Genomic DNA, 13,609 nt, shown 5'->3' on the forward strand with positions numbered 1-13,609 from the left:
TCTTCTTATTATAACCACTTATGACTACGCCTTAATCCTCTATGCCTCTCGTTTGCAATCCCTGTGACAGGCGATGATGGAGTGATAAAAACAGCCGCTTGTGCAACGCTTTTTGTGGGCAAGTCGTACAATCAATTTTTGCTTATGCCTTTGCCATCGTCTATGAACTCTCAAGAACTACACAGTTGGTTACGCCTATCGCTAGAGCCTGGGGTTGGCCCCGTACGGGCGCGGCAATTGTTATCGACTTTTGGCTTGCCGCAACAAGTGTTTGAGGCCCCACTCCAGGCGCTTGCTCGCCATCTGCCGCCAGCCATTGCCGAGCGTTTGCATGCTGAGATTGAGCCTGAAATCGAGGCACAGATTGCAAAGACCTTGGCCTGGCTAGAGGAACCTGAGCATTATCTGCTGACATTGGCTGATGATCTCTATCCGCCCTCGCTTTTACAAAGCCATGATCCGCCCATTCTCTTGTATGCAGATGGTCAAATTGAGAGTCTCAAGCAAGCCTCATTAGCGATTGTGGGTACCCGTAACGCCAGCCTGAGCGGATTGGCCAATGCCCGTAACTTTGCTCAGTATTTAGCCTCTAATGGTGTCTGTGTGGTCAGTGGTTTAGCGCAAGGGATAGATACCGCCGCCCATCAAGGTGCCTTAGCCAGTACCGTCAATAAGACCTGTACGATTGCAGTGATGGGGACGGGCATTAATCGTATCTATCCGAGCTCGAATTTACAATTGGCGCGCCAAATCAAAGCACAAGGTTTATTACTCTCTGAGTTGCCGCTAGATACGGGCGCAGCGGCGCATCAATTTCCGCGGCGTAATCGCATTGTTGCGGCCTTAGCGCTCGGCACCTTGGTGGTACAAGCGGCCCACAAAAGCGGCTCCTTGATTACGGCCGGCATGGCCTCAGAACTGGGGCGAGAGGTTTTTGCCATTCCTGATTCGATCCATTCGCCGCTGGCGCGAGGCTGTCATCAGCTCATTAAAAATGGCGCCAAGTTGGTCGAAACAGCCGCTGATATTTTTGAGGAACTGCACTTGCCTATGCCTAATCCAGCTGCTGCAGTTCAGCCTTCTCAAGTTCTTAAGTCCACGACAAAACGCTCATCCTCAAAGTCACCGCGGCCTAGCAAATCGCTACCGACGACCAGTGCGAGTCGTCAAGCCCTCGAGGTATCGCCCAGAGCGCTCGATCTACTCCAGCGTATGGATTTTACCGTCTGGTCAGTTGACTCACTGGCGCGCGAGCTCAATTGGTCGATCAAGGACTTGAATATGTATTTACTGGAGCTTGAGTTAGCAGAAAGAATACAACGCTTTGCTGATGGCACCTGGCAGCAAATCCCTACCTAAAAAAAACCGACACTAAGATGTTAGTGTCGGTGGTTTCTATGCTATGGCTTAGACAAGCAAAAGCGTGCTAAGCGATGCGCTTAGCAACACTTAAATCCGCCCTTACCACCATAGCGAGCATTTTGTCTATCCTTGAAGAACTCTTCGTAACTCATGGGCTCTTGCTCAGGGTGGGTGCGTTTGACGTGCGCAACATAGTTTTGATAGTCCGGTACACCAATCATTAAACGGCAGGTTTGCCCTAGATAGGAGCCGGCGCTGCTGAGTTTTTTGAACATGATTTGTTTCCGTTGGTTTAGCATAAGTACCAGCTAGATAGGGGCTTTGCTTGGTAAACAAAGCCCCGCGCCTTATTAGTGTACTACTTGAGAAGCCGACTCGGGTAGCGGTTCATAAGGCAATTCCGCAGAATGTGGTTCCGCTTTTTTGAGTGAGGCCAAGGCGGCTTTGATGGTGTAGAAAGCAATAATCACAATCGTCAACATAAAGATGATAGTGAGCACACCATTGATTTGATTACCCAAAATCGCTTGTTTAGCTTGTTCAACGCTATGGAAAGCACCTTGAGGCACAAAAGGCACATCAATAAACTTAGCCTTGAGGTTGTTGGCCACCCCAAAGAAACCGATTTTGTCATCCACGACTTTAATCCAAGCCGCTGACATCGTGAAAATAATCAAGGCGATACTCGGCACAATCGTGACCCAAGCATAACGTTGACGTTTGCTTTTGAAAAGTACAACCGTGCAAAGCATAAGGGCGATGGCAGCCAACATTTGGTTAGTGATCCCAAACAGAGGCCACAAGGTATTGATACCACCTAATGGATCGACCACCCCTTGGTATAAGAAGTAGCCCCAAGAGAGCACAACTAAGAAAGTCGCGAGTAAGTTGGCTGGAAGCGAATCCGTGCGACTGAGACCTTTGTGGAATAAACCGAGGAAGTCTTGCAACATAAAGCGGGCTGAACGCGTACCGGCATCGACAGCGGTGAGGATAAATAAGGCTTCAAAAAGAATCGCAAAGTGATACCAAAATGGCATGGAGCTAAAGGAAGAGAAGGCCGCATGCAAAATATGGGCCATACCCACGGCCAGTGTAGGCGCTCCGCCAGCGCGCGAGATGATAGTGTTTTCGCCCACATCACTGGCCACCTGATGAATAAGCTCAGGCGTGATCGTAAAGCCGATATTCGAAACGGTATGAGCAGCGGCTTGAGCCACGTCCGGAAGATTCTCTGGGTTGAGGAAATTAAGCGGGCTATTCATCACAAAATACACACCCGGATCAATAATAGATGCTGCAACCAAGGCCATAATCGCGACAAAAGATTCCATGATCATGCCACCATAACCAATAGCACGGGCGTCAGCTTCATTGTTGAGCATTTTGGGGGTGGTACCAGAAGAAATCAGCGCATGGAAGCCAGACACTGCACCACAAGCAATCGTGATGAACAAGAAGGGGAATAAATCACCTTTCCAGACCGGGCCCGTACCGTCAGTAAATTGGGTGAGTGCAGGCATTTTCATTTCTGGAGCCACAATAAAAATACCAATGGCTAGGGTGATGATGGCGCCCAATTTAAGGAAGGTAGAAAGGTAGTCGCGCGGTGCCAACAGCAACCATACAGGCAATACCGCTGCCACAAAACCATAGACAATCAAGCCCCAAGTTAGGCTGACGCCATCATAGTTAAACCATTTGCTCCAGCTCTCGTGAGCGGCCACATAACCACCGAATTGGATGCCGAGAATGAGTAAAACCACACCAATAATGGAAACCTCAAGCACGCGACCGGGACGGATATAACGTAAATAAATCCCCATAAAAATCGCTAAAGGTACGGTGTAGATGACGGTAAAGGTACCCCATGGACTGTGAGTTAAAGCGGTGACTACGACCATCGCGAGCACCGCCAATAAAATCACCATGATCATATAACAAGCGACGAGGGCGACAATACCAGGGATCGTACCGAGTTCGTCTTTAACGAGCTCGCCAAGGGAACGACCGTCGCGGCGACTGGAAATAAATAAGACGACAAAGTCCTGTACAGCACCAGCAAAAATACAACCTGCTAAAAGCCAAATCATGCCAGGTAAATAGCCCATTTGCGCCGCTAATACAGGTCCTACCAAAGGCCCTGCACCCGCAATCGCCGCAAAGTGGTGGCCGAATAATACCGATTTGTTGGTTGGAACATAGTCTAGGCCATCATTGTGCCGCCAAGCGGGCGTCATGCGCGTGCTATCGAGCTGCAAGGCATTACGAGCAATATAAAGGCTGTAATAACGATAGCCAATTAAATAAACACAGATGGCCGCAATCAGGATCCATACGGCATTAATGGTTTCGCCACGTTGTAGAGCGATATAGCCCAGGGCAAAAGCGCCCAAAATGGCGACGATAAACCACAAGAGGTGGCTGATAAAAGGAGGCAATTTATTTGCTTTGGTCACAGTGAGTCTCCCTGTGTATAGTCAATCAAGCAACTAGTTTAGTTTATTTTTAGTAAAAAGAGTAAGCAATTATTACAGATTAGGGGTAACACTTAAGTAGTTACCACAGGTCACCAAAGTGAGTTAAGTGAGCAAGGGCAGACGCGTTTTTTACCTAATAACAATGCCTCTGACCCGGTGAGGTAGAGGCATGTCTTAACGATGAAGATGATTATGAAATGGCTCGACTAAGCCCTTTAGAGTGCATCGAGCGCCGCCCGAAGCGCCCGTTCGTAATCTTCAAGTAAATCGTTGTGCTGGTTAATTAACTCCATGGTTTTGATGGGGTTGTTTTCTTGGGGCATCGCCCAGATCGGATTGGGATAATGACGGTCATTTTCAAAGCGTGGAATGATGTGCCAGTGTAAGTGTGGTACATAATTACCTAATTCCGCCAAATTGACTTTGAGCGGCTTAAAGATATCGCGTTGTACACGCTCCACCGTAAAGACTACCTGCATTAACTGCTGTTGCTCTTCGGGGCTTAAATCTGTCATCTCTTTTTGGTGAGCTTTCCAGACCACGCGCGTGTACGCAGGGTAGTCTTGGTCCAGTGCATTGAGCACCTGTACTTGGGCATTTTCCCAGATCAAGCCTTCTGGGGCTTCTTCACATAAAGTACAATCTTGAGTCATGCTTATCCTTTTTGCTTATTGATTAATTGAGCGAGAGCTTCACCAGGATTGGCTTGGCGCATAAACGCTTCACCAATTAAAAAACCATACACGTCATGCTGCTTCATAAGCGCTATATCCGCAGGGGTATTGATGCCGCTCTCGGTAATAATATAACGATCTTTAGGTACGCTTGGCAGCAGATCAAACGTGGTTTGCAGGTCTGTTTTGAAGCTGCGTAAATTGCGATTATTAATGCCCACTAAAGGGGTATTGAGTTTGAGTGCGCGTTCCAACTCGTTCTGGTCATGCACCTCCACTAAGACGTCGAGATCTAAAGCCTCGGCTTGTTGCTCAAAATCGTGCAATTCCTGATCACTCAACGCCGCCACAATCAATAAAATACAATCGGCGCCCATGGCGCGGGCATTAATAACTTGATAACTATCGATAATAAAATCCTTGCATAATACCGGTAGTTGGCAAGCGGCACGGGCTTGTCGCAAGTATTCGGGTGAACCTTGGAAGAATTCTTTATCGGTCAAAACCGAGAGACAAGTGGCATGATTGGCGGCATAACTGCGCGCAATTTCAGCAGGTTCAAAGTGCTCGCGAATCACGCCCTTAGAAGGCGAGGCTTTTTTGATCTCGGCGATCACAGCAGGACGCTTTTCATCAATGGCCTTTTTGAGGGCATTCGCAAAACCACGCACATCTTGACGTGCTTGCGCTTCGCCTAGTACGGTCGCGGCACTGCGGTAATTCTTGAGTGCTGTGATTTCTTCACGTTTATGTCTCACAATTTTTTTTAGAATATCTTCCATACAACTCACCTTTAAGCAGAACCCACAGCACGCGTCCTCAAGAAGCGACTGTGGCTGAATTTAGCGTTATAAATTCTGGGTAAAGTCCACGAATTCCTTAAGTTTGCGTTTGGCGGCGCCGTTTTGCAATACCGAGCGCGCAACCTCTATGCCTTCTTCAATCGAGGCCGCTTTATTGCCTGCATAAATCGCAATACCACTATTGAGCAGTACGATATCTTTGGCAGGACTGTCATGATTGTCCAGAATATCGCGAATAATGCTGACTGACTCCTCGCGAGTGGAGACCTTGAAGCTGCGATTAGAGTGCATTTGAAAACCAAAGTCTTCGGGGTGGATACGGTACTCTTTGATTTCACCATCGATTAATTCGCCGACCATGGTATCGGCACCTAAAGAGGCCTCATCCATACCATCCATGCCATGAATAATCATTACGTGTCGAGAGCCTAATTCTCGCAAGACCCGCGGTTGAATACCCACTAAGTCTGGATGAAAAACGCCCATAATTTGATTCGCGGCATTAGCGGGATTGGTCAGTGGACCTAAGATATTAAAAATCGTGCGTACGCCTAGTGCTTTGCGGATGTGGGCGATGTTTTTCATGCTTTTGTGATGATACGGCGCAAACATAAAGCCAATCCCCGTTTCTCGCAAGCATTCAGCCACTTTTTCGGGAGGGATCTCGACCTTGGCGCCCAGAGCTTCGAGGGCATCGGCATTGCCCGCAGGACTAGAAGCGCTGCGATTGCCGTGTTTGGCCACGGGCACACCCGCAGCGGCCGTTAAAAACATGCAAGCGGTGGTGATATTAAAGGTATTCGCGCCATCACCACCGGTGCCACACATATCCAAGGCATCTTCGGGGTGATCTATTTCGACCCTGAGGGCGCATTCGCGCATCACTAGGGCCGCGGCTTTAATTTCGTCAATGGTTTCTTTTTTGACCCGCAGGCCGATCAAAATCGCCGCGGCAAGTGGATCTGGAATACGTCCCGCCATTAGGTCACGGAACAAATCCAACATTTCATCTTCAAAAATTTCGCGGTGTTCAATACAGCGCGTAAGGGCTTCTTGGTAACTAATAGCCATGGCGAATCCTTGTTATAGCTCTAAGAAATTTTGTAAAAGGCGATGACCATATTCACTCAAAATCGACTCTGGATGAAACTGCACACCATAAATCGGAAATTTTTTGTGAGCAATACCCATAATCTCGCCATCATCAGTTTGCGCCGTGATTTTGAGGCAATCGGGTAAAGACGCTCTATCCGTGGATAAGGAATGGTAGCGCACGACTGTGAACGGTGAAGGGATGTTTTTAAACACATCAGTCCCCTTGTGGCTCACCAATGAAGTTTTACCATGCATGATTTGCTTGGAACGAATGGTTTTGCCGCCAAAGGCTTCGCCAATGGCCTGATGGCCTAAACAAACACCTAGGATAGGTTTTTTGCCAGCAAAGTGTTGGATTAATTCGATCGAAATGCCAGCTTGTGCAGGATCACAAGGGCCCGGCGAGACACAAATGCGCTCCGGATTAAGGGCCTCGATTTCGGTAACTGTGGTTTGATCATTTCGTAAGACGGTAACGTCTTGGCCTAGCTCCGCAAAATATTGCACCAAATTATAGGTGAATGAATCGTAATTATCGAGCATCAATAACATGGACGGTCCTCTAGATAGGTTGGTCTAAACCATACTGTACTTGTTCGGCGGCGCGTAGCACAGCGCGTACTTTGGCTTCGGTTTCTTGCCATTCGGCTTCGGGGTCGGAATCGGCCACAATACCCGCCGCGGCTTGGGCATATAGCATACCGTTTTTGATGATGGCTGTGCGAATGACGATGGCTAAATCCATGGAGCCGTTATAACTGAGGTAACCCGCCGCACCGCCGTATGCTCCGCGACGCACCGGTTCGAGCTCATCGATAATTTCCATGGATTTGACTTTTGGGGTGCCGCTGAGTGTACCCGCAGGAAAGGTCGCACGGAGGATGTCGATGGCATCCATGTCCTCCTTAAGAATCCCCGTAACATTTGAGACCATGTGCATCACATGAGAGTATTTCTCCACCGCCATGGTTTCTGTGACCTTAACTGAGCCTGTTTTTGAGATACGACCAATATCATTGCGACAAAGATCAATTAACATGAGATGCTCAGCCCGCTCTTTAGGATCGTTTTGTAATTCTTCACGTAATTCTTGGTCACGAGCGGGCGAATCACCGCGTTTGCGCGTGCCCGCCAGTGGGCGCATGGTGACCATATGTTGCGTGCTTCCATCAGCAGCGGTCACCGGCTCGTCTTTGACGAGAATTTCTGGTGAAGACCCCACCATATGAAAATCCCCAAAATTATAAAAGTACATATAAGGCGAAGGGTTCAATGAACGCAAAGAGCGATACAAAGATAACGGTGAATCGGCAAACGGTTTAGAGACCACTTGACCGACCTCGACTTGCATGAGGTCACCAGCATGAATATGGTCAAGCGCTTTACGGACGGCCGCTTTGTAGTCTTCTTTGGCAAAGTCTCTGGATTCTTGAGTCACAAGACTAGGGAGGCTATAAGGAATTTCAACGGGTGAGCGCAGCTTTGTACGCAACTCAAGTAAGCGTTTTTGGGCCTTGGTATAGGCTTCAGGCTCACTTGGATCAGCATAGACTAATAAGTAGGTGCGACCGATGACATTATCTACAATCACGCATTCATCCGTATGCATTAAGAGAATATCAGGGACACCGTCTTCTCCCATACCATGTGGGAACGGCTTGGTTTGTGGACCGAGTTTGGGTTCAATATAGCGAATCGTATCGTAGCCAAAATAACCGATTAAACCACCTGTAAAACGCGGCATACCTGGGCGATTGGCTACCTTGAGGCGCGCCCGATATAGACGAATAAATTCTAATGGATCGCCTTCATCACTTTCGATGACTTCACCGTGTTTAACGACTTCGGTGACGCCATCTCGAGTTCTAATGTAAGTGTGAGCGGGCAAGCCAATAAACGAGTACCGCCCTGAACGCTCACCGCCCACCACGGATTCCAGTAAACAGCTCATTTTGCCACCGCTTTTGTCGCTGTGCGCTAACTTTAGGTAAATTCCTAGCGTGGTGTCTAAATCCGCATAGGTTTCTTTGATCATGGGAATGCGGTTGTAGCCCTGAGCGGCTAAGGCATTAAATTCTATTTCTGTCGTCATAAGTTATCTCTGAATTGTTATGTTCTAGGTGACCGAGCCTGCTACAAAAAAACCCGGACACCAAGAAGGTTGCCGGGTTGAATTGACTTTGCTGTGCGAATATAAAACTAAGACGTTTTTATACTGTGTGACTTGCAGAGCTCCCCCCAGCACCCATAGACCAAGTACGCCAATAGGAATAAGCGTAAGTGTGAGTAAGGTATGAAGGGGCAATCAGCATCATAAAACGACTATATACTGCAACAACGCATAAAAAAGTTAACCGATTAAACTAGTAATAAACTACGGCTAAGGCCCATGTCATCGCACATGTAGTCTATGGATTAAGATGAGTGCTGCCCAAGCCAGTCTATGACTTCTAAGATATTGTTTACTATAGCACTAACTTTAAAAGTTTGCACGTCTTCACCCTCGGTATAACCGTAGGGCAAAATCAAGCAGGGCATAGCCGCGGCCGCCGCTGCCTGGGCGTCATTGTTGGAATCGCCCACAAAAACGGCTTCTGAAGGCCGTACCTGCAATTGTTTACAGGCAAAAAGAATTGGATCCGGATGCGGTTTCTTGCGTTCACAGCTGTCACCAGCAACGATCAGCTCAAAAAATTGTTTAAGCTGCTTGTGTTGTAACAGTTGCTCAGTAAATTGCATGGGTTTATTGGTGACCACCGCCAAAAGATAACCTTGTTGTTTGAGGGCTTGTAAGCCTTCAACAATATGGGGAAATAATTGGCTACGTTGACCATTGGTTTTGTGGTAGTGCTTTTCAAAGAGCGCTTTGGCAAGTTTAAAGACCTCAGAAGGCGGCTCTTCGGGGTTACTATCATTGGCCAAACACCGTTTGATCAATAGATCGGTGCCTTTACCTACAAATTGACTGATTCTTGCTTCTTCAAGGGTTGGCCGCTCCAGGTCGTGCAGCATGGCATTACAGGCATCGCTGAGATCAGGAATACTGTCAACGAGCGTACCATCTAAATCAAATAAAACAGTGGTGATGGGCTGTGAAACTTGGCTCATGGTGATGGGAGAACTTCCTAGGAATCTAATTAGTTAGCGTGGTCGACTTGATAAATTTGGGCGCGCATTTGCGAGATCACATCGCCATAATCATAAGCACCAAAGACGGCAGAACCCGCCACAAAAGTGTCGGCACCTGCGGCGCGGATTTGTGCGATATTATCGATTTTGACGCCACCATCGACTTCGAGGCGAATTTTTTGACCCCCTTGTTGCACCCATTTATCAATAAGGGCGCGGGTGTCTTTGATTTTTTGTAAGGCAGAAGGAATAAATGACTGTCCACCAAAGCCTGGATTGACTGACATCAGCAAAATCATATCGATTTTGTCGAGCACGTAGTCGAGTACTTGCAGCGGTGTCGCGGGATTGAGCACTAAGCCAGCCTGGCATCCATGGTCATGGATTAATTGCAAACTACGATCAATATGGGCAGAGGCTTCGGGGTGGAAGGTAATGAGATTGGCGCCAGCTTTGGCAAACATGGGGATTAAGGCATCGACGGGTTGACACATTAAATGCACATCGATGGGCGCCTCGGTACAGGGGCGAATCGCTTCACAAATCATGGGACCCATGGTCAGGTTGGGCACAAAGTGATTGTCCATGACATCAAAGTGGATCCAATCGGCACCAGCTTTAATGACATTTTGCACTTCTTCACCAAGACGCGCGAAATCTGCCGATAAAATACTAGGCGCGATGACAGCGGGGTGTTGTCGCATACAAAACCTTCTTTTTGAGCAATAAGTTCTATTATAAAAAACTGCATCCGTCTTATGTTTGAATTGGGGCGATACTTCGCAAAGAGCTTTGCGCTGTATTTTACAAAAAAGCCCAGCCATAAAGGGGCTGGGCTTGATCAATGGTAGAGGAGGGCTCTGTCAACGTTGAGCTCAGTCACAAGCGACTTACGCGCGCTGACGTTTTTTAACTGAACGCGTTACCATGGCCACCAAATCCTGTGGTTTGCGTGATGGCTTAGCTTTTTTAGGTTTAATGGGTGTTTTTGACGCGACAGCTGTTGGTGCCGCGCGACGAGACGGCACGGACTGACGCTGCTGACGTTTAAATTCGCCAGCACTCATAAATTCTTCGGCGACCTCGCTGGCAAATGGTTTCGATTTGCTACGTTGCGGACTGCTGTGGCCTTTATGCTTGGCAAGGCCGCCAGGCTCGCGCCAAGCAGTCGCTTGCGCCTGCCGGGCGCTTGCAGGCTCTTGGGCATTGGCCTGGTGACGAGGTTGCGAGCGCTTGCTAGCGGATGCCGTGAACTCAGGTTTAGCACCGTCTTTGACCTTAGGGCGGGTATGAGCAGGGGCTTGGGTGCTAAGGGATGGGTCCTTTTTGCTCACCGAAGCTTTATTGGATTTGTCTTTGGCGCCTTTCGTTCTTTTAGTGCCTTTAGCTTCTTTGGCGAGCTTCGTTCCTTTTGTGCGCTTAACTTTAGTACTTTGGCGGATTGGCTCTAAGCCTTCAATGACCGAGGTTTCAATGGCTTGACCTGTGAAGTCTTCAATGCGCCGCACCTTGTGTTTTTCTGTAAATGTCGCAAAACTATAGGCCGTGCCATCGCGACCTGCGCGACCGGTACGACCAATGCGGTGTACGTAGTCCTCAGCTTGCATCGGTAAATCATAGTTAATGGCATGCGTAATCCCTTGGACATCGATGCCGCGAGCGGCGACATCGGTAGCCACCAAAACTTGTAAACGGCCGTTTTGTAAGAGCTTGAGGGTGCGATTGCGTTGGCGTTGGTTCATATCGCCATGCAACGCTGAGGCAGTATAGCCAGCGTCTTGGAGACGGTCAGTGAGATCTTCTGCACCTCGTTTGGTACTGGTAAACACAATCGCTTGATAGACCGGTTGATTGCTTAGAATATGGTCCAAAAGACGGTACTTGTGGCCGGCATTGTCCGCATAAAATAAGCGTTGTTTGATGTTTGTGTGTTTTTGTTTTTGGTTAGAAATATTAATGCGCTTAGGTTGGCGCAACATTTTTTCGGCAAGCTTCGCCACGGAATCCTCAAAAGTCGCTGAAAACATCAGTGTTTGGCGACTGCTTGGGGTTTTAGCGACGACGCTTTCAATGTCATCAATAAACCCCATATCCAACATGCGATCGGCTTCGTCTAGCACCAAGGTTTGAATGGCGCTAAGTTTTAGGCGGCCTGCTTTCAGGTGGTCTAATAAACGACCTGGCGTCGCGACCAAAATATCGACGCGCTTACTCAGGGCGTTGATTTGTTTGCCATAGGGCATGCCCCCAACCACGGTGACCACGCGTAGATCCTTAAGACCGGCGGCTAGCATTTTTGTAGCGTCGGCGATTTGCAAGGCCAGTTCCCGAGTGGGTGTGAGAATCAACATTTGCGCATGGCGATGATGAGGCTCTTTTTGTTGTGCGAAGCGATGTAATGTGGGCAGCATGAAAGCCGCAGTTTTGCCACTTCCCGTTTGTGCAGTGACGATTAAGTCATGACCTTCAAGGGCGACCGGAATGGCGGCACTTTGTACCGAGGTTGGCTCTTTAAAGCCAGCTTTTTGAAGAGCAGATAAGACTGTCGGGTGCAAACCCAATGATTCGAAAGACATAAGTATCCTATTCATGAAGGCGCCAAGCCTTTGGACAAGGCGCATACTTGGGACCTAAAAAGACTGGCTACCTCGTAGAGTGCTATCGATTGATCGCAAGGCACAAAATACGGGTTTTCGCAAGCGGGTTAGTCCCTAGTTGGTTGATCGGTATATCGAGCCGACCGAATCAAGCAACGATAGAATCTATCGGGTTTGGGGGTAGGTGCGATATGAGAGTTTGTTGCTCACGGTGCCTGCTAGAATGCTGCTTTGGCGAGCGCTAAGAAAGCAAAGCCATAATTTATGAGAGTTATTGAGGGCTGATTACATGCTGATTCAGCCATCCAAAAACGGCTGCCAAACGCCATCTGGCGCGGCTTCTCGCTCAAAGTAAAATTTATTTTGAGGAGGCTAAGAAGTTAAAAAAGCAAAAATAGCGGGCAATTGCCTGACCTCGTAGAAGCTCTCTAGAGAGTGCCCCTAAAAGTAATCACGCCGCCGCGATTAAGACAATTTGATAGGCACGTCATTATAGTTGAATTTGTCTAGTTTTAGTATGAAATACCTATAAATTTGCGCCTGAAACAACGGTTTTTACTTAAATTGTTGTTTTTAAGTTATAGCCATATCTCGGTTTCTTCCAATACGATAGGAGCCATTAACTCTTTATAACAGTGACTGCACTCATAAAAATTGATTATTTAAGGGGACTGTTATGAGAGACTACCTAGAAGCCGCGGTCATTGCGAATGCCGCGCAACTCGATTGGGTCAATCCATGGTTAGAGCGCCACACCACTAAAAAAATGCAGTTTAGCTTATTTCAATTAGAGCCGGAGGCTAAACCGAACATTGTGGCAGATATGTCGTGGCTCCTGATGCGTTTTGATGCCGTGATTTTACCTTTAACGGTCAAGGACTTACCGTGGGCGCGGCTGATGCTCAGCCACACTCAGCAATCGCCCCTCAAAGCGACCGCCATGTTTGCCGTCGCCAATCAAGTCGCACCCATTGCGGTTTATGATTTATTGCGCTTGGGTTTACATGGTTATTGTGATATGCATAATGCTTACCAAGAAATGCGAGTACGACTTTTACAGACGCTCGATCAACACCAACAGCAACAACAGTGGCATAGCGGCCAGCATGCAGGCCCCAAGAAATCACGGCTGGGCACCTACGGTTTAACACCAGCGGCGTCCGCACACTATGAGCTGACACCCGCTCAAGCACCACAACTACAAGAGCATCAAGGTGCTTACTTTACCCTCAAATACGCAGACTGGCATCGCAAAACGTTTAAATCAGCTAAACAAGAAATTGTGAACGAGTTTGAGCAGCGTTATATTGCCGAAGCCCTACGTCGCAGTCATGGCAATATTGCCTTGGCAGCACGAAATGTCCAAAAGCATCGCCGTGCTTTTTGGCAACTCATGAAAAAATACAATATCAAGGCGGAGGCCTACAAAGATGAAGCGTAGTCGGTGGCCACGCTGTTCGAGTTGGTTT

At 48.1% G+C, this 13,609-nt stretch carries 12 protein-coding genes; 2 read left to right on the forward strand and 10 right to left on the reverse strand.

All coding sequences use genetic code 11. The annotated features are described in order from the left end of the window. The first annotated feature begins 150 nt into the window (after positions 1-150). On the forward strand, positions 151-1,359 hold the full coding sequence (dprA, locus tag Q335_RS0104065) for a DNA-processing protein DprA (protein WP_425393513.1): 1,209 nt from the start codon (positions 151-153) through the stop codon (positions 1,357-1,359). Between the two features lie 80 nt (positions 1,360-1,439). On the opposite strand, the gene Q335_RS0104070 is transcribed toward dprA, so the two are convergent. From Q335_RS0104070 to Q335_RS09165, 10 genes are all read right to left on the reverse strand, one after another. Next, the gene (locus Q335_RS0104070) at positions 1,440-1,637 is read right to left on the reverse strand and encodes a YbdD/YjiX family protein (protein ID WP_028357549.1); all 198 of its coding nucleotides are present in this window, start codon (positions 1,635-1,637) and stop codon (positions 1,440-1,442) included. Between the two features lie 75 nt (positions 1,638-1,712). Beyond that, positions 1,713-3,821: a carbon starvation CstA family protein gene (locus tag Q335_RS0104075; RefSeq protein ID WP_084493536.1), complete on the reverse strand. Its 2,109-nt coding sequence runs from the start codon at positions 3,819-3,821 to the stop codon at positions 1,713-1,715. Between the two features lie 236 nt (positions 3,822-4,057). After that, the gene (locus Q335_RS0104080; protein ID WP_028357551.1) at positions 4,058-4,495 is read right to left on the reverse strand and encodes an HIT family protein; all 438 of its coding nucleotides are present in this window, start codon (positions 4,493-4,495) and stop codon (positions 4,058-4,060) included. 2 nt (positions 4,496-4,497) lie between these two features. Further along, positions 4,498-5,298, reverse strand: coding sequence for an indole-3-glycerol phosphate synthase TrpC (gene trpC / locus Q335_RS0104085; protein WP_028357552.1), 801 nt, complete (start codon positions 5,296-5,298; stop codon positions 4,498-4,500). Positions 5,299-5,364: 66 nt separating this feature from the next. Beyond that, positions 5,365-6,390 carry an anthranilate phosphoribosyltransferase gene (trpD, locus tag Q335_RS0104090; RefSeq protein WP_028357553.1) on the reverse strand — a complete coding sequence of 342 codons (1,026 nt, stop codon included), beginning with the start codon at positions 6,388-6,390 and terminating at the stop codon, positions 5,365-5,367. 12 nt (positions 6,391-6,402) lie between these two features. After that, entirely contained in the window at positions 6,403-6,966 is a 564-nt protein-coding gene (locus tag Q335_RS0104095; RefSeq protein ID WP_028357554.1) for an anthranilate synthase component II, read from the reverse strand. A gap of 10 nt (positions 6,967-6,976) precedes the next feature. Beyond that, positions 6,977-8,506 carry an anthranilate synthase component I family protein gene (locus tag Q335_RS0104100; protein ID WP_028357555.1) on the reverse strand — a complete coding sequence of 510 codons (1,530 nt, stop codon included), beginning with the start codon at positions 8,504-8,506 and terminating at the stop codon, positions 6,977-6,979. Between the two features lie 323 nt (positions 8,507-8,829). Continuing rightward, positions 8,830-9,522, reverse strand: a complete 693-nt coding sequence (locus tag Q335_RS0104105) for a phosphoglycolate phosphatase (protein WP_028357556.1) — start codon at positions 9,520-9,522, stop codon at positions 8,830-8,832. 29 nt (positions 9,523-9,551) lie between these two features. Beyond that, positions 9,552-10,247, reverse strand: a complete 696-nt coding sequence (gene rpe, locus Q335_RS0104110) for a ribulose-phosphate 3-epimerase (RefSeq protein WP_028357557.1) — start codon at positions 10,245-10,247, stop codon at positions 9,552-9,554. Positions 10,248-10,433: 186 nt separating this feature from the next. Beyond that, complete coding sequence (locus Q335_RS09165; protein WP_084493537.1) at positions 10,434-12,119, reverse strand: DEAD/DEAH box helicase; 1,686 nt, start codon at positions 12,117-12,119, stop codon at positions 10,434-10,436. A gap of 697 nt (positions 12,120-12,816) precedes the next feature. Here Q335_RS09165 and Q335_RS0104120 point away from each other — a divergent pair. Further along, complete coding sequence (locus Q335_RS0104120) at positions 12,817-13,581, forward strand: helix-turn-helix domain-containing protein (protein ID WP_028357558.1); 765 nt, start codon at positions 12,817-12,819, stop codon at positions 13,579-13,581. Positions 13,582-13,609: the final 28 nt, after the last annotated feature.

It is taken from the genome of Brackiella oedipodis DSM 13743, assembly GCF_000621025.1.
In the GTDB taxonomy this organism is placed as follows: domain Bacteria; phylum Pseudomonadota; class Gammaproteobacteria; order Burkholderiales; family Burkholderiaceae_B; genus Oligella; species Oligella oedipodis.

Excerpts from the sequence above, each read along its gene's own strand:
- Q335_RS0104070 (WP_028357549.1), bottom strand. The coding sequence starts at position 1,637 with ATGTTCAAAAAACTCAGCAGCGCCGGCTCCTATCTAGGGCAAACCTGC.
- Q335_RS0104080 (WP_028357551.1), bottom strand. The coding sequence starts at position 4,495 with ATGACTCAAGATTGTACTTTATGTGAAGAAGCCCCAGAAGGCTTGATC.
- trpC (WP_028357552.1), bottom strand. The coding sequence starts at position 5,298 with ATGGAAGATATTCTAAAAAAAATTGTGAGACATAAACGTGAAGAAATC.
- trpD (WP_028357553.1), bottom strand. The coding sequence starts at position 6,390 with ATGGCTATTAGTTACCAAGAAGCCCTTACGCGCTGTATTGAACACCGC.
- Q335_RS0104095 (WP_028357554.1), bottom strand. The coding sequence starts at position 6,966 with ATGTTATTGATGCTCGATAATTACGATTCATTCACCTATAATTTGGTG.
- Q335_RS0104100 (WP_028357555.1), bottom strand. The coding sequence starts at position 8,506 with ATGACGACAGAAATAGAATTTAATGCCTTAGCCGCTCAGGGCTACAAC.
- Q335_RS0104105 (WP_028357556.1), bottom strand. The coding sequence starts at position 9,522 with ATGAGCCAAGTTTCACAGCCCATCACCACTGTTTTATTTGATTTAGAT.
- rpe (WP_028357557.1), bottom strand. The coding sequence starts at position 10,247 with ATGCGACAACACCCCGCTGTCATCGCGCCTAGTATTTTATCGGCAGAT.
- Q335_RS09165 (WP_084493537.1), bottom strand. The coding sequence starts at position 12,119 with ATGTCTTTCGAATCATTGGGTTTGCACCCGACAGTCTTATCTGCTCTT.
- Q335_RS0104120 (WP_028357558.1), top strand. The coding sequence starts at position 12,817 with ATGAGAGACTACCTAGAAGCCGCGGTCATTGCGAATGCCGCGCAACTC.